Source organism: Streptomyces sp. NPDC094034 (assembly GCF_040303865.1).
GTDB lineage: Bacteria > Actinomycetota > Actinomycetes > Streptomycetales > Streptomycetaceae > Streptomyces.
The window spans coordinates 1-15,954 of the sequence record NZ_JBEOUD010000035.1; the positions used below are offsets into that span (position 1 = coordinate 1).

At 70.2% G+C, this 15,954-nt stretch carries 12 protein-coding genes; 10 read left to right on the plus strand and 2 right to left on the minus strand.

The window, feature by feature from the left end; translation table 11 throughout:
- Positions 1 to 89: 89 nt before the first annotated feature.
- Positions 90 to 656 carry an adenylosuccinate lyase gene (locus ABTZ59_RS26700; protein WP_351417708.1) on the minus strand — a complete coding sequence of 189 codons (567 nt, stop codon included), beginning with the start codon at positions 654 to 656 and terminating at the stop codon, positions 90 to 92.
- A gap of 383 nt (positions 657 to 1,039) precedes the next feature.
- On the opposite strand from ABTZ59_RS26700, the gene ABTZ59_RS26705 reads away from it, so the two are divergent.
- The 10 genes from ABTZ59_RS26705 to ABTZ59_RS26750 all read left to right on the plus strand — a co-directional run bounded on the left by ABTZ59_RS26705 (position 1,040) and on the right by ABTZ59_RS26750 (position 14,075).
- Positions 1,040 to 2,821 carry a 3-hydroxyacyl-CoA dehydrogenase family protein gene (locus ABTZ59_RS26705; RefSeq protein WP_351417716.1) on the plus strand — a complete coding sequence of 594 codons (1,782 nt, stop codon included), beginning with the start codon at positions 1,040 to 1,042 and terminating at the stop codon, positions 2,819 to 2,821.
- A gap of 190 nt (positions 2,822 to 3,011) precedes the next feature.
- Positions 3,012 to 3,824 (plus strand): TetR family transcriptional regulator, encoded by an 813-nt coding sequence (locus ABTZ59_RS26710; protein WP_351417722.1) that lies wholly within the window; start codon positions 3,012 to 3,014, stop codon positions 3,822 to 3,824.
- Positions 3,825 to 4,248: 424 nt separating this feature from the next.
- Positions 4,249 to 5,622, plus strand: coding sequence for a crotonyl-CoA carboxylase/reductase (gene ccrA, locus ABTZ59_RS26715; RefSeq protein ID WP_351417728.1), 1,374 nt, complete (start codon positions 4,249 to 4,251; stop codon positions 5,620 to 5,622).
- A gap of 11 nt (positions 5,623 to 5,633) precedes the next feature.
- On the plus strand, positions 5,634 to 7,670 hold the full coding sequence (locus tag ABTZ59_RS26720; protein WP_351417739.1) for an ethylmalonyl-CoA mutase: 2,037 nt from the start codon (positions 5,634 to 5,636) through the stop codon (positions 7,668 to 7,670).
- Complete coding sequence (locus tag ABTZ59_RS26725; protein WP_351417744.1) at positions 7,667 to 8,659, plus strand: HpcH/HpaI aldolase/citrate lyase family protein; 993 nt, start codon at positions 7,667 to 7,669, stop codon at positions 8,657 to 8,659. The genes ABTZ59_RS26720 and ABTZ59_RS26725 overlap by 4 nt, the downstream gene beginning before the upstream one ends.
- A gap of 2 nt (positions 8,660 to 8,661) precedes the next feature.
- The gene (locus tag ABTZ59_RS26730; protein WP_351417750.1) at positions 8,662 to 9,168 is read left to right on the plus strand and encodes a MaoC family dehydratase; all 507 of its coding nucleotides are present in this window, start codon (positions 8,662 to 8,664) and stop codon (positions 9,166 to 9,168) included.
- Between the two features lie 5 nt (positions 9,169 to 9,173).
- On the plus strand, positions 9,174 to 10,379 hold the full coding sequence (locus tag ABTZ59_RS26735; RefSeq protein ID WP_351417754.1) for an acyl-CoA dehydrogenase family protein: 1,206 nt from the start codon (positions 9,174 to 9,176) through the stop codon (positions 10,377 to 10,379).
- A 184-nt stretch (positions 10,380 to 10,563) separates the two neighbouring features.
- A complete protein-coding gene (locus ABTZ59_RS26740) occupies positions 10,564 to 11,208 on the plus strand; it encodes a phosphatidylserine decarboxylase (RefSeq protein ID WP_351418159.1) in 645 nt (214 codons plus the stop codon).
- Entirely contained in the window at positions 11,195 to 12,055 is an 861-nt protein-coding gene (pssA, locus tag ABTZ59_RS26745; protein ID WP_351417758.1) for a CDP-diacylglycerol--serine O-phosphatidyltransferase, read from the plus strand. Before ABTZ59_RS26740 ends, pssA begins: the two co-directional genes overlap by 14 nt.
- A 118-nt stretch (positions 12,056 to 12,173) precedes the next feature.
- Complete coding sequence (locus ABTZ59_RS26750) at positions 12,174 to 14,075, plus strand: AMP-binding protein (protein ID WP_351417763.1); 1,902 nt, start codon at positions 12,174 to 12,176, stop codon at positions 14,073 to 14,075.
- Here the strand turns inward: ABTZ59_RS26750 and ABTZ59_RS26755 are convergent.
- A complete protein-coding gene (locus ABTZ59_RS26755; RefSeq protein ID WP_351417766.1) occupies positions 14,068 to 15,933 on the minus strand; it encodes a GNAT family N-acetyltransferase in 1,866 nt (621 codons plus the stop codon). The genes ABTZ59_RS26750 and ABTZ59_RS26755 overlap by 8 nt on opposite strands.
- Positions 15,934 to 15,954: the final 21 nt, after the last annotated feature.

Sequence of the window (15,954 nt, forward strand, 5' to 3'; positions counted from 1 at the left end):
CGCGATCTGGCACAACCGCAACACCGGCCGAACCATCACACGCTCGCTAACCGCCTACGACCACTAACCAAGCCTTCGGACTTACTCGTCTAGGTGAGGCGGCTGAGCGCCGCCGCCGCCGCGGCGGACAGTCTCGGGTGGAAGCCGGCGGCTTCCAGGACCGGGCGCGCACGGTCGTCGCCGAGGCGGCCAAGACCCTCCACACAGGCGAGCGCCACCCGCCAGTACGGCTCGTCCGGGGCCAGCAGCCGTTCCAGTGTGCTGATCAGCGCCGGTACGGACTCGGGCGCGCGCAGTTCGGTCAGCAGGCGTACGGGGTGGAGCGCGTAGGCCGTGCGCAGCGCGTTGGTGGCGAGCGCGGCGGCGGCTCTGGGGGTGCGCGGGTCGTCGAGCCGTGCCAGTGCGTACGAGGCGGAGACGCAGCGCTCCGGATCCCGGTGGTTGAGGAGCAGCACCAGCGTCTCGAAGGCCCGCCGGTCCCCCGCGCAGCCGAGCCGGAACGCCGCGATCTCCCGTGCCCACAGGGCCTGTTCGGGCGCGACGAGGACATCGGCCAGGGCCTCGTGATCCTCGGTGGCGATCAGCCGCTCACAGGCGTCGGAGCCCCGGGACTCGCCCCGCACCCGGTCCGCGAGCGAGCGGAAGTCCTCGTCCATCCCTCCAGCGTAGCCATCCGGAGTGGCGCTGTCGGCATCAAGTGGGGTGCCCCACCGGCCACTTCGCGCCCGAACGAGCAATTCCGGCCGCCCGTGACACAGCGCACAGCGTCCCAGATATGGCGCGCTCGTTACTCGTCGGTTAGCCTCAGATGAGCGGATAACCTCCGCGGCTTTCGACGGCCTGGTGACGCAGCCGTCGTGAGTGCTGTCGGTTCAGCACGGCCGTGTACGGCCCCCGGGCTTGTACGGCCTTCAACGGGGATGTACGGCGCGACTCCGGGACAGGGTCCGCCGCCACACCACCCCGACCCGCACGCTCCCGCGCGCCCGGCGCTCGCCGCGCGCCCTCAGTCGTCACCCTCATCCCCTGGAGTCCCGTGATGGACATCCCTCTCTCCACCATCGCCGTCGTCGGCCTCGGCACCATGGGCACCGGAATCGCCGAGATCCTCACCCGCGCCGGACACGAGGTCATCGGTATCGACATCAGCGACGCCGCCGCCGTCCGCGCCGTTGAGGCGCTCGACGCGTCCGCCGCGCGGGCCGTGGAGCGGCGGCGGCTCAGCGAGGAGGAGCGGCGTACCTCGCTCGCGCGGTTGCGCACCTTCTCCGATCTGCGCGCCGCCGCCGACGCCGAGCTGGTGATCGAGGTCGTGCCGGAGTCGTACGAGACGAAGCAGCGGGTCTTCCGCGCGCTGGACACGATCGTCGGCCCCACCACGATCCTGGCGACCGGCACCAACGCGCTGTCGGTGACCCGGCTGGCCGCCGACTCCGCGCACCCCGAGCGCGTGCTCGGACTGCACTTCTTCAACCCCGCCCCGGCGATGAGGCTGGTCGAGGTGGTCTCCTCGGTCCTCACCTCGCCCCAGGCGGTCGCGGCCGTCACGGCGCTCGCCCGGGAGCTCGGCAAGGAGCCGGTCGCGGTGGGTGACCGGCCCGGTTTCGTGGCGGACGGGCTGCTCTTCGGCTATCTCAACCAGGCCGCCGCCATGTTCGAGGCGAAGTACGCCTCCCGCGAGGACATCGACGCCGCGATGCGGCTGGGCTGCGGACTGCCGATGGGGCCGCTCGCCCTGCTCGATCTGATCGGGGTCGACACCGCCCGTACGGTGCTCGACGCGATGTACGCGGCGTCGCACGACCGGCTGCACGCGCCCGCGCCGGTCCTCGGCCAGCTCAGCGAGGCGGGGTTGACCGGCCGCAAGTCCGGGCGCGGTTTCTACACGTACGAGGCGCCGGGCAGCGGCACGGTCGTGCCGGACGTGTTCACCCCGCCGGCCGGCCCACGCGGCGGCGCCGGGCGCCCCGTCCGTTCGGTGGGGGTGGCGGGCTCGGGCACCATGGCGAGCGGCATCGCGGAGGTCTTCGCCAAGGCGGGATACGACGTCGTGCTCGCGGCCCGGGACCCGGAGAAGGCCGCGAGCGCCCTGTCCCGTATCGCGAAGTCCCTGGCCCGTTCGGTCGACAAGGGCCGGCTGACGGCCGAGGCACGTGCCGAGACGCTGGCGCGGATCGCCCCGGCCGGCTCGCTCGACGCGCTGTCCGAGGTGGATCTCGCCGTCGAGGCCGTGGCGGAGGACCTGGAGATCAAGCGGCGGTTGTTCGCCGTGCTGGACAAGGTCTGCCGGCCGGGCGCGGTGCTGGCCACCACGACCTCGTCCCTCCCGGTGATCGCCTGTGCCCGCGCGACCTCGCGCCCGCGGGACGTCGTCGGGATGCACTTCTTCAATCCGGCCCCGGCGATGAAACTGGTCGAGGTGGTCCGTACGGTCCTCACCTCCGACGAGACCGTGGCCACCGTCCACGCCGTGTCCACGGCCGTCGGCAAGCACCCGGTGGACTGCGGCGACCGCGCCGGCTTCATCGTCAACGCGCTGCTCTTCCCGTACCTGAACAACGCGATCAAGATGGTCGAGGAGCACTACGCGTCGCTGGACGACATCGACGCCGCGATGCGGCTGGGCGGCGGCTATCCGATGGGCCCCTTCGAACTCCTCGATGTGGTCGGCCTCGATGTCTCGCTGGCCATCGAACGGGTCCTGCACCGCGCGTTCCGGGACCCGGGCCTGGCCCCGGCGCCGCTGCTCGAACATCTGGTGGCCGCGGGCTGCCTCGGCCGCAAGACGGGCCGCGGCTTTCGCGAGTATGCCCGGCGCTGACCCGGGCGCGGGCCGGGGCGGTCCGCTCCACCTGGGTGGCGGGCCGCTCCACCCGGGTGGCCGGACGCCGGGCGCGGGTGGCCGGACGCCGGGCGCGGGTGGCCGGACGCCGGGCGCGGCGGCGTCCGGCGGGGCGGGCGGCCCGGCCCCGCAGGCGCGCTCTCCTGCACCGATGCAGTACGTTCACCTCATGTCCCAGCCCGCCAAGTCCTCCCGTACGAAGTCCAGGACCGACGTTCCGGAGAGCGCCGCCGGTACCCGCGCCGCCGCCCAGCGGCTCAAGATGCGCCGCGAGCTGGCGGCCGCGGCCATGGAACTGTTCGCGACCAAGGGGTACGAGGCGACGACCGTCGACGAGATCGCCGCGGCGGCGGGGGTGGCCCGCCGTACCTTCTTCCGGCACTTCCGCTCCAAGGAAGAGGCGATCTTCCCCGACCACGACGACACGCTCGTACGGGCGGAGGCGGTCCTGAACGCCGCTCCCGCCCATGAGCACCCGCTCGACACGGTCTGCCGGGGCATCAAGGAGGTCATGCGGATGTACGCGGCCTCCCCCGCGGTCTCCGTGGAGCGCTACCGGCTGACCCGTGAGGTGCCCACGCTCCGGGAGCGCGAGATCGCCTCGGTGGCCCGTTACGAGCGGCTGTTCACCCGCTATCTGCTGGGCCACTTCGACGAGCGTGACCACACCGACGGCAATGACGATCCGCTGCTGGCCGAGGTGGCCGCGTCCGCGGTGGTCACCGCGCACAATCATGTGCTCCGCCGCTGGCTGCGGGCCGGCGGCCAGGGCGATGTCGAGGCGCAATTGGACCATGCCTTCTCGATCGTGCGGGACACCTTCGGCGCGGGCATCGGCGCGGGCCGGACCATCGGCGGCAAGCCGGAGCATCCGGCGGCCTCGGCGCGTACCACCGGGGACGTGCTGGTGGCGGTGGCGCACACCGATGCCCCGCTGGACGAGGTCATGCGCACCATCAGGCAGGCGCTCAGGGACGCGTGAGCGCCCCCCGCTGAACGACGGCGCACCGGACCCCGCGGGGTCCGGTGCGCCGTCGTTCAGCACCCTCCGCCTACGCCATGCGCTCGCATGACCGCGTCCGGTGATATTCGCCGCGGATTGAGCGGTAGACATTGCTCATGCGTGCCACGCGGGTGACAAACGAGGGAAATTGTTGGCACCCAGTGCCTTGCCAGCTGTCACGGGGTGCCATAACGTGAAGTTGTCCGGCTGTTCCCGCAAGCCATCTCGCTTGTGCGCCAGGACGCCTGCGTCACAGGCACCTCCGCGCCCACCCGGCGCCGCCGATCAGCACGAAGCGAGCTCGATCAGCACCCGCACCCCGCCGAACCGACGGCACACCTCCACCGCACCAGCAGGCACTCCCCTCGCATCTCGCACCCTCAGCTTCGCCGGAGGCAACACCGTGAAGGAAATCCTGGACGCGATCCTGTCGCCGGACAGTACGTCCGCCGACTTCGCCGCACTGCCGCTGCCCGGTTCGTACCGCGCGGTGACCGTGCACAAGGACGAGACGGAGATGTTCGCCGATCTCCCCACCCGGGAGAAGGACCCCCGCAAGTCACTCCATCTCGACGATGTGCCGGTGCCCGAACTCGGTCCCGGCGAGGCCCTGGTGGCCGTCATGGCCAGCTCGGTGAATTACAACTCGGTCTGGACCTCGATCTTCGAGCCGCTGCCGACCTTCGGCTTTCTGGAGCGGTACGGCAAGCTCAGCGAACTCGCCAGGCGGCACGATCTGCCGTACCACGTCATCGGCTCGGACCTGTCCGGCGTCGTGCTGCGCACCGGGCCCGGTGTCAACGCCTGGCACCCGGGCGACGAGGTCGTCGCGCACTGTCTCTCGGTCGAACTGGAGTCGTCCGACGGCCACAACGACACGATGCTCGACCCCGAGCAGCGGATCTGGGGCTTCGAGACCAACTTCGGCGGTCTGGCGGAACTGGCGCTGGTGAAGTCCAATCAGCTGATGCCCAAGCCCCGGCACCTCAGCTGGGAGGAGGCCGCGGCTCCCGGTCTGGTCAACTCCACCGCGTACCGCCAGCTGGTGTCCCGCAACGGCGCCGGGATGAAGCAGGGCGACAACGTGCTGATCTGGGGGGCGAGCGGCGGACTGGGCTCGTACGCCACGCAGTTCGCGCTGGCGGGCGGCGCGAATCCGGTCTGTGTCGTCTCCAGCGACCGGAAGGCGGAGCTGTGCCGGCGGATGGGCGCCGAGGCGATCATCGACCGCGGCGCCGAGGACTACCGGTTCTGGAAGGACGAGCACCACCAGGATCCACACGAGTGGAAACGTTTCGGCAAGCACATCCGCGAGCTGACCGGGGGCGAGGACGTCGACATCGTCTTCGAGCACCCGGGACGCGAGACCTTCGGCGCGAGCGTGTATGTGACCCGCAAGGGCGGCACGATCGTGACCTGCGCCTCCACCTCCGGCTACACCCATGAGTACGACAACCGCTATCTGTGGATGTCACTGAAGCGGATCGTCGGCTCGCACTTCGCCAACTACCGCGAGGCGTGGGAGGCCAACCGGCTGATCGCCAAGGGGAAGATCCACCCCACCCTGTCGAAGGTGTACGCGCTGGAGGACACCGGTCAGGCCGCCCAGGACGTGCACCGCAACCGCCATCAGGGCAAGGTCGGCGTGCTGGCGCTGGCACCGCGCGAGGGCCTCGGGGTACGCGACACGGAGCTGCGCGCACGCCATCTCGACGCCATCAATCTGTTCCGCGACGCTCCCGCGGAGCGGACGAACTCCCACACCCGCGTCAGCTGAGGGTCGCCTCCATGCCTGATCGTCAGAAGGACCGGCCCTGGCTCATGCGGACATACGCCGGTCACTCGACCGCCGAGGCGTCCAACGAGCTGTACCGGCGCAATCTCGCCAAGGGGCAGACGGGCCTGTCCGTCGCGTTCGATCTCCCCACGCAGACCGGCTACGACCCCGACCACATCCTCGCCCGCGGCGAGGTGGGCCGGGTCGGGGTCCCGGTCGCCCACCTCGGTGACATGCGCCGGCTCTTCCAGGACATCCCGCTCGAACGTACGAACACCTCGATGACCATCAACGCCACCGCCATGTGGCTGCTGGCGCTCTATCAGGTGGTCGCGGAGGAACAGGGCGCGGACATCGGCCTGCTCCAGGGGACGACACAGAACGACATCGTCAAGGAGTACCTCTCGCGCGGGACGCATGTCTTCCCGCCGGGCCCGAGCCTGCGGCTGACCACGGACATGATCACCTACACGGTGAACCACATCCCCAAGTGGAATCCGATCAACATCTGCAGCTACCACCTCCAGGAGGCGGGGGCCACCCCGGTCCAGGAGATCGCGTACGCGATGTCCACCGCGATCGCCGTACTGGACGCGGTGTTCGCGTCCGGTCGGATCCCCGAGGAGCGCAAGGGGGATGTGGTCGGCCGTATCTCCTTCTTCGTCAACGCGGGTGTCCGGTTCATCGAGGAGATGTGCAAGATGCGGGCCTTCTCCCGTATCTGGGACCGGATCGCCCAGGAGCGGTACGGCATCGGGAACGCCAGGCAGCGCCGCTTCCGCTATGGCGTCCAGGTCAACTCCCTGGGGCTGACCGAGGCACAGCCGGAGAACAACGTCCAGCGGATCGTCCTCGAAATGCTCGCGGTGACGCTCTCCAAGGACGCCCGTGCCCGCGCCGTACAGCTGCCCGCCTGGAACGAGGCGCTGGGGCTGCCCCGCCCCTGGGACCAGCAGTGGTCGCTCCGTATCCAGCAGGTGCTGGCGCACGAGAGCGACCTGCTGGAGTACGCGGACATCTTCGAGGGCTCGCGGGTCATCGAGGCCAAGGTGGCGGACCTGGTCACCGAGTCCTTCGCGGAGATCGAACGGATCGAGGCGATGGGCGGGGTGATGACCGCCGTCGAGTCCGGCTATCTGAAGTCACGGCTCGTCTCCTCGCACGCCGAGCGGCGGGCGCGGATCGAGTCCGGCGAGGAGCGGATCGTCGGCGTCAACTGCTACGAGTCCACGGAGCCCAGTCCGCTCACCGCCGATCTCGACACCGCCATCATGACCGTCGATCCGGCGAACGAGGCCCGGGTGGTGGCCGCGCTCCAGAGCTGGCGGGTCAACCGTGAGGAGGCCCGTGCCACCGACGCGCTGACCGCTCTGAAGAAGGCCGCCGCGGGCACCGACAATCTGATGGCCGCCACCCTGGAGTGCGCCCGGGCCGGGGTGACGACCGGCGAGTGGTCCTGGGCGCTGCGGGACGTCTTCGGCGAGTTCCGCGCGCCCACGGGTGTCAGCGGCGCCCCGATCGCGGTGTCCGCGGAGGCGGGTACGGCGCTCGCGGCCGTACGGGAGAAGGTGGCCCGTACCGCCGAGGAGCTGACTTCCGTGGCCGGCGTCCCCGGCGGCACCGGGCGGCTGCGGCTGCTGGTCGGCAAGCCCGGCCTGGACGGGCACTCCAACGGCGCCGAACAGATCGCGGTCCGCGCCCGCGACGCCGGCTTCGAGGTGGTCTACCAGGGCATCAGGCTCACACCCGAACAGATCGTCGGTGCCGCGCTCGCCGAGGACGTGCACTGTGTGGGCCTGTCGATCCTGTCCGGCTCGCACGCCGCGCTGGTACCCGAGGTGCTCACCCGGCTGCGGGAGGCGGGCGCGGGCGACATCCCGGTGATCGTCGGCGGGATCATCCCGAACGCCGACGCCGAGGAGCTGCGGGCGGCCGGGGTGGCCGCCGTCTTCACCCCGAAGGACTTCGGGATCACGGAGATCATCGGCCGTATCGTCGACGAGATCCGCACAGCGAACAAGCTCGACCCATGGGAGGTCCCCGCATGACCGCGCCTGTTACCACCGAGACCGCCGCAGCCACCGCGAACCGGCTGCGTCCGCGCCGCTCGTGTCTCGCCGTACCGGGATCGAACCCGCGCTTCCTGGAGAAGGCCCAGGGACTGCCGGCCGATCAGGTGTTCCTGGATCTGGAGGACGCCTGCGCGCCGCTCGCCAAGGAGGGCGCCCGGCACACGATCGTCGACGCGCTCAACAAGGGCGACTGGACGGGCAAGATCCGGGTCGTACGGGTCAATGACTGGACGACGCAGTGGACCTACCGCGATGTGATCACGGTGGTGGAGGGCGCGGGACACAATCTCGACTGCGTCATGCTGCCGAAGGTCCAGGACGCCCAGCAGATCGTCGCCCTCGATCTGCTGCTCACCCAGATCGAGCGGACGATGGGCTTCGAGGTCGGCAGGATCGGGATCGAGGCCCAGATCGAGAACGCCAAGGGGCTGGTGAACGTCGACGAGATCGCCGCCGCCTCACCGCGTCTGGAGACGATCGTCTTCGGTCCCGCCGACTTCATGGCCTCCATCAATATGAAGTCCCTCGTCGTCGGCCAGCAGCCGCCCGGTTATGGCGCGGACGCCTATCACTACATTCTGATGCGCATTCTGATGGCGGCCCGTACCCACGATCTCCAGGCGATCGACGGCCCCTACCTCCAGATCCGCGATGTGGACGGCTACCGCGAGGTGGCACGCCGGGCGGCGGCGCTGGGCTATGACGGCAAGTGGGTGCTGCACCCCGGCCAGATCGAGGCGTCGAACGAGATCTTCTCGCCCTCCCAGGAGGACTACGACCACGCCGAGCTGATCCTCGACGCGTACGCGTACTACACATCAGAGGCGGGCGGCAAGAAGGGCTCCGCGATGCTCGGCGACGAGATGATCGACGAGGCGAGCCGCAAGATGGCGCTGGTCATCTCGGGCAAGGGCCGGGCCGCGGGGATGCGGCGTACGACCTCGTTCGAAGCCCCGGAGGCATGACGATGCGGTTCGGACGCACGTTCGAGGAGTTCGAGGTTGGCGCGGTCTACAAGCACTGGCCGGGCAAGACGGTCACGGAGTACGACGACCATCTCTTCTGCCTGCTCACCATGAACCACCATCCGCTGCACCTGGACAGCAACTACGCCGAGAAGACGACGGACTTCGGCAAGAACGTCGTCGTGGGCAACTACATCTACTCGCTGCTGCTGGGCATGTCGGTGCCGGACGTCTCCGGGAAGGCCATCGCCAATCTGGAGGTGGAATCGCTCAGGCATGTCGCGCCGACGTTCCACGGGGACACGCTCTACGGCGAGACGGTCGTGCTGGAGAAGACCCCGTCACGTTCGAAGAGCGACCGCGGAATCGTGTACGTGGAGACCCGGGGCCACAAGCAGGACGGGACGCTGGTCTGCGTCTTCAGACGCAAGGTGATGGTCCCCACCGAGGCGTACATCAAGGAACGCGGCGGGGAGCAGCCCGGCCGCCCCGAGCCGCGGGAGAAGTGACAGATATGAACCGACTCGCCCAGACAGCCGGGCTGACCGACATTCAGCGGGAAATCCTGGCGACCGTAAGGGATTTTGTCGACAAGGAGATCCTTCCGGTCGCCACCGAGCTGGAGCACCGCGACGAGTACCCCACCCAGATCGTCGACGGGCTCAAGGAACTCGGCCTGTTCGGGCTGATGATCCCCGAGGAGTACGGCGGCCTGGGCGAGTCCCTGCTCACCTACGCGCTCTGCGTGGAGGAGATCGCCCGGGGATGGATGTCCGTCTCCGGCATCATCAACACCCACTTCATCGTGGCGTACATGCTCAAGCGGCACGGCACCGAGGAGCAGCGGGCCACCTTCCTGCCGCGGATGGCCGCCGGCGAGGTGCGTGGCGCGTTCTCGATGTCGGAGCCAGGACTCGGCTCGGACGTCGCGGCGATCACGTCCAAGGGGATCAGGGACGGCGACTCCTATGTGCTGAACGGCCAGAAGATGTGGCTGACCAACGGCGGCACGTCCAGTCTTGTCGCGGTGCTGTGCCGCAGCGACGAGGGCCACCCGGAGGGCACGGCTCCGCACAGGTCGATGACCACGTTCCTGGTCGAGAAGGAGCCCGGCTTCGGCGAGGTGCGGCCCGGTCTGACCATCCCGGGGAAGATCGACAAGATGGGCTACAAGGGGGTCGACACCACCGAGCTGATCATGGACGGACTACGCATTCCGGCCAATCGGGTGCTCGGCGGGTCCACCGGCCGAGGGTTTTACCAAATGATGGACGGCGTCGAGGTCGGCCGGGTGAATGTCGCGGCGCGTGGTTGCGGGGTCGCACAGCGCGCTTTCGAGCTCGGCGTCTCATATGCCCAGCAGCGTCATACTTTCGGCAAGCCCATCGCCCAGCACCAGGCGATCCAGTTCAAGCTGGCCGAGATGGCGACCAAGGTCGAGGCCGCCCATGCCATGATGGTCAACGCGGCACGCAAAAAGGACTCCGGGGAACGAAACGACCTGGAGGCGGGGATGGCGAAGTATCTCGCCTCCGAGTACTGCAAGGAAGTCGTCGAGGACGCCTTCCGTATCCACGGCGGTTACGGCTTCTCCAAGGAGTACGAGATCGAGCGCCTCTACCGCGAGGCGCCGATGCTGTTGATCGGCGAGGGCACCGCCGAGATCCAGAAAATGATCATCGGCCGCCGACTGCTGGAGGAGTACCGGTTCCAGGGTTGATTGTCGCTTTTATTGGCGTTTAATGGCGAAGAAGATCACACCCGATCACCCTCCGGCGCTCGCTTCAAGCCGCTCGACTCGGGTCCTGGCTTGCTCAGTTGCGACTCGAAACCAGTACCATCGCTGGAAAGCCGCCGCCGTCCCCCCGTTGCCAGCGCGGCATCATCCGCTACGAAGGTCATCCATGCCCCACAGCCAAACCTCTGCACCACGCGGCGTCCGCCTCGCGCGCGGAGCATCGCCGTGGCTCCTCCCGACCGTCGCCACCGCGGCGATCGGCCTTGTCCGCGCACGTCACTCGAAGCGCGCAGCGGTCCTCGCTGTGCCCGCCACCGCGCTCGCGGCGGGCATGCTGTGGTTCTTCCGCGACCCCGAGCGCGAGATCACGCAGGGCCGGGTCATCTCCCCGGCCGACGGTGTGGTGCAGAGCATCATGCCGTGGAAGGACGGGCGCACCCGGGTCGCCATCTTCATGAGCCCGCTGAACGTCCATGTCAACCGCGCGCCCCTCGCGGGAACCGTGACCTCCGTCGAGCACATCCCCGGCGGGTTCGTTCCGGCGTTCAACAAGGAGAGCGAGAACAACGAGCGCGTTGTCTGGCACTTCGACACCGAACTGGGCGACATCGAGATGGTGCAGATCGCCGGCGCGGTAGCCCGGCGCATCGTCCCGTATCTGCCCCAGGGAACCAAGGTGGAACAGGGCGAGCGCATCGGCCTGATCCGGTTCGGCTCGCGTGTCGACATCTACCTTCCGGAAGGTGTCGATGTCGCTGTCGAGGTCGGTCAGACCACGACCGCAGGGGTGACTCGAATTGACCGTGATTGATCCCGACACGCAAGCCGGCTGGGCCGCGGAGGCCGAGGCCGAGGAGGAGGACGACGCGGAAGACATGCCGCTCTCACTGCGGCTGTCGATAGCGGACACCCTCACACTCGGTAACGCCACCTGCGGCTTCATGGCCGTCTACTTCACCACCACCGGCATCCTCATCCCGCATCTCACGGGCAGCGACGAGACCGGCATGGCGCGGCACTCCGCCGCGACGGCCGTGATCCTGATGCTGGCGGCGGCGATCTTCGACCTCTTCGACGGGCTCGTGGCGCGCAAGCTGCGCAGCTCGCCGATGGGCGCGGAGCTCGACAACCTCTCCGACCTGATCAGCTTCGGCCTCGCTCCGGCCTATTTCGTACTGGTGTACGGAATGGTCGCGGACGACGCGCATCAGCGGGTCTCCGCGCTGGCGGCGGTCGTGGTGCTGCTCGCCGTCGTACTGCGACTGGCGAGATTCTCCTGCGTGACCATGAAGGACGGCATGTTCCAGGGGATGCCGAGCCCCTTCGGCGCCCTGACGGTCATCTCGATCGTGCTGCTCGAACTGCCCTTCGTGCCGACGCTGCTCGCGATCATCGGGGTGGCCTGGCTGATGGTGAGCCGGGTCGAGTACCCCAAGCCCCGGGGCGTTCTCGCGGTGGCGATGCTCAGCTGGATCGTGGCCGCGATGGGTCTGCTGGCGGCCTGGGCGTTCGACGCGCCGGGCGGTCAGCTGCTGCTCCAGACCGGCTGTGCGCTCCAGGTGGTGACGGGAGCGGTGATCCCGCTCTTCGCCACGGCGCGGCGGGTGAACACGTTCCGCGACAATCGCCGTGAGGCGCGGGCGGCGCAGCTGCCGTAGCGGCGCGCCCGCCGTACGGCGAGCGATCGTGAAAGGGCCCGGACGCCCCTGCGCGTCCGGGCCCTTCCCGTGCACTCCCCCTTCCGCCGGCCCCGGCGCTCTGGAAGGATCGACCGCCATGACCGGGGGATCGATACATCAGCTCTTCGAGGAATGGGCCCGGCGGACGCCCGACCACATCGCCGTCATCACCGACAGTGACCGGATCGACTACGCACAGCTGGACGCCGACGCCGGACAGCTCGCCGCGTATCTCACCGCGAGCGCCGGACTTCCGGAATCCGGATCCACCGTCGCCATCTGTACCCGGCGCCCGTACGACGTGCTGGTGTCGATCCTCGCCGTACTGAAGTCGGGCCACGCGTACGCCGTGCTGAACCCGAGTACCCCGGCCCAGGAACAGCACCGGTTACTCGGCCTGACCCGGGCCGAGGCGATCATCACCGACGAATCGCTGCTGCCACGGGTCGATGACGGCCGGGACCGGACGGCCATCTGTCTGGACACCCACGCGACGACCATCGCCCACACCCACGCACCCGCTCCCGCTCCCGGGGACTCGGCGGGCCGGACCGGCGGACCGGCCGCCGTACTGCTCACGGCGGGCACGACGGGAAGGCGCATGGCCGTCGCCACCGGGCACGACCGGCTGCTCGCCGCGTACGCCGCCTGGTCCGAGGTCTACGGGGTGTCGCCGGAGGACCGGGTGCTGCTGACCGCGCCGCCCGCGACCACCGAGTTCACCGGCGGCTGGATACGTGCCCTGTGCTCGGGCGCGACGCTGGTGCTCTCCGAACGGCCGATCACCGCCGAGCGGATCACGATCGAGCGGGTCACGGTCGCGGAGATGAGCCCCGCGACCGCCGCCCGGGTGCTGGACGTGGAGCTGCCGTCCCTGCGGCTGCTCGCGGTGGGCGGCGCGCCGCTGCGGCTCGACGAGCAGCTTCGGCTCCAGGCGCTGCTGCCGGCCGCCGGGGCACGGGTGCTGAGCGTGTACGGGACGGCGGAGGTCGCCGGCTGCGGTACCTGGTTCGAGCCCGAGCAGCTGCCCGGCCCGGTGGCGCACCCGGAGCGGGCCGCCTATCTGGGGCTGCCGTTCCCGGGGTGCGCGGCAGAACTGCGCAAGGGACGGATCTGGCTCACCCCGCCGGAGGGCGGCGACGCGGTCCCCACCGAGGACGTGGGACGGCGCCAGGGCGAAGGGCCCATCGAGTTCCGCGGCAGGACGGCCGACCAGGTCACGATCGACGGCAGGACCGTCGACACCTATCGGGTGGAGACGGCGCTGGCCGGTCACCCGCATATCCAGGACGTGGTCATCACCGGGGACCGCGGCCGGACCGGAAGCCGGCTGATCGCCTTCGTGGTGCCGGGCCCCCGGGCTCCGTTCGGCGCCGCTCCTGAGGTCGGCTCCCTGCGCGCGAGGCTCACCGGCCTGGTCCCGGCGGGCGACGTCCCGGAGGTGGTGGTGCGCCTGAGAAAGCTGCCGACGAACGCGGCGGGGAAGGTGAACCGGGAGAAGCTGCCGCTGCCGCCGGTCCCGGGGGCCGTGCGCGCGAGCGGCAAGAGCGGGGCGGGCGGGGACACGACCGAGGGCGCGATCGCCGCCCTGGTCGGGGTCACCGCCGGTTTCCTCGCCGCCGTGTTCACCGGCGTCATCTTCCCCGGCGCCACGGATGTGTCCGGGGTGCCGGCGCCGTGGAACGCGCTGTTCGTTCTGCTCTATATGGCGGAGTGGCTCGCCTTCGCCGTCGGGATGGGGTTCCTGGTGGTGGGCCGGCGGGTGATGCTGCGGCGGAGCGAGTCGCGGGGGCTGACGGCCGCGGCCCATCTGGCGATCGTCTATCTGCTGGTGGCCTGGTGGCCGCAGGACAACCTCTACCGGCTGACCGCCAAGACGGACTGGCCGCGGCAGGCGGCGCTCGTCTGGGCCTTCAATGTGCCGTTGATGATCGCGGCGTTCATCGTGATGATCTGGATGGTGGCGTCGCTGCCCGCCGTCAGGAAACAGGTCAAGTAGATCCGGCGGGCCGGTCGACGGGGGCGAAGATCCGGCCGAGGTCCTGAGCCGCGCCGCGGACCAGCGCCTCGGCCGCGTCGAGACAGTCCGGTGCCCGGGCGCCGAGCAGGACGCCCACGAACGGGGCGGGGTCGAAGGCGGCCGTGGGGATCGAGGGCACGAGCACCGCGCCGATCCCCGCGCAGCGGCCCGTCAGTTCCTCCAGCCAGCCGATGAGTTCGGTGTCCGGGAGCCGGGCGCCGAGCGGGACGTGATCGAGCGAGCGTACGAGATGATCGCCGCCCCTGGTCTCGTCGAGGCGGGCCTTCACCATGAAGGCGACGGACGGTCCCGTCAGCCGCAGATTGATCTCCGTCGGTGCGAGCCGGCCTTCTGTGGCGGTCACGAAATCGACGTCGTACCAGCCGCGGTAGCCGCTCGCGGCGAGTTCGAGGCCGACGGCGTGCCCGAACCGCAGGGCGACCGAGGCGGCCTGCTCCGGGACGGCGCCGGGGCCGACACTCGCTCCCCGGTACACCGTGTCCGCCACGTCCATCCGCGCAGCGCCGACATCGTGCACCGTGCCGGCCGTGTCCACGAGGCCGTCGTAGGTGAGGTCGCGCGGAACGTCGCCCGGGAGCTCAGGCGACGTGCCATCGCGACCGGAGGCGGAGCGAGGGCAGGCGCGGCCGTCCGTCAGGTAGTCCTCCACGAGGAGCGGGCCACGGGGAAGCGCGCGCAGCACCGGCAGCAGAGCGCGTACGGACCTGACCACATGGGTGCCCGAACCCCCCACACCGTGCTCGGTCTTGACGACTCCGCCGTCACCGGAGCGGATCCGCGCGAGGAGCAGCCGGGCCGCCTCCCGCCGGCCGGCCGCCGTCCGCTGTACGGGCACGGTGATGGCGGGGTGCGCGGGGGCCAGCCGCTGGAAGAGGGCGTTGGCCGCGCTCTTGGACTCGTGGCGCAGCGCCCCGGGCGGCAGGGGCTCCCCGGACAGCTCACCGGACGGTTCGGTGTGACCCCACGGTACGAAGGGCAGCCCGAGCCCGCGCAGCCGGCGGGTGAGGGCGGGGCGGGCGAGGATCGCCGCGGTGAGCCCGGCGGGCGGGGCGTCGTCGGCCGGAGCGGCCTCAGCCGGGGCGGCATCGGTGGCCCGAGCGGCCTCGGTGGCCTGAGCGGCGGCGTCGAGGCCGTCGTACACCTCCACCGATTCCCAGGCCAGTTGGCGGCACAGCAGCTCGACCCAGCCCGGCGGCACCGTCTCCGGCAGAACGACCGCGGCCGGGTGCGGACCGCTCAGCACGGCCAGGCAGGAGTAGTGTCCGCTCGCCCGGCGCGCGAGCGGGGTCAGCTCACCGAACTGCGCCTGGAACTCGCCGACATTGCCGAGCTGTACGGTGCGCCGACCGCGTGTCCAGGCCCGTACCCAGGCCCTGCGCGGAGGCGGTTCCACCAGGAGCCGGGGCAGCGCGCCCCCGCCTCGGACGGGCCGCGCGCCCAGCGCCCGGTAGAAGTCCACCGCGTGCGGGTCGGAGTCGATGGTCAGCCGCTCGAAGCCCAACGCGCGTGCGGTGTCCAGGACATGGGCGAACAGGGCACGGCCGATGCCCCGTCCGATCACGCGTGGTTCGACGAAGAGCAGACCGAGCGCACCGTTCGGGGCCGGGCCCTCCAGGGAGGCGACGCCCAGCGCTTCCCCGGACATCGCGTCCTCGGCGACCACGAGCCGACGCTCCGTCATCTCGCTGGCGGAGATGGTCAGTTCGGCACGGCAGGCGGCCAGGAACGCCTCGTCGTAACCCCAGTACGCCTTCGAGCGCAGCACCAGCGCGCTGAGCGCCCGCGCCTCGCCGGGGCGCGCCTCCCGTATGCGCACGCCCCGACTCCCGTACCCCTT

Excerpts from the sequence above, each read along its gene's own strand:
- ABTZ59_RS26710 (WP_351417722.1), top strand. The coding sequence starts at position 3,012 with ATGTCCCAGCCCGCCAAGTCCTCCCGTACGAAGTCCAGGACCGACGTT.
- ABTZ59_RS26725 (WP_351417744.1), top strand. The coding sequence starts at position 7,667 with ATGACCGCGCCTGTTACCACCGAGACCGCCGCAGCCACCGCGAACCGG.
- ABTZ59_RS26730 (WP_351417750.1), top strand. The coding sequence starts at position 8,662 with ATGCGGTTCGGACGCACGTTCGAGGAGTTCGAGGTTGGCGCGGTCTAC.
- ABTZ59_RS26705 (WP_351417716.1), top strand. The coding sequence starts at position 1,040 with ATGGACATCCCTCTCTCCACCATCGCCGTCGTCGGCCTCGGCACCATG.
- ABTZ59_RS26740 (WP_351418159.1), top strand. The coding sequence starts at position 10,564 with ATGCCCCACAGCCAAACCTCTGCACCACGCGGCGTCCGCCTCGCGCGC.
- ABTZ59_RS26750 (WP_351417763.1), top strand. The coding sequence starts at position 12,174 with ATGACCGGGGGATCGATACATCAGCTCTTCGAGGAATGGGCCCGGCGG.
- ABTZ59_RS26700 (WP_351417708.1), bottom strand. The coding sequence starts at position 656 with ATGGACGAGGACTTCCGCTCGCTCGCGGACCGGGTGCGGGGCGAGTCC.
- ABTZ59_RS26720 (WP_351417739.1), top strand. The coding sequence starts at position 5,634 with ATGCCTGATCGTCAGAAGGACCGGCCCTGGCTCATGCGGACATACGCC.
- ABTZ59_RS26735 (WP_351417754.1), top strand. The coding sequence starts at position 9,174 with ATGAACCGACTCGCCCAGACAGCCGGGCTGACCGACATTCAGCGGGAA.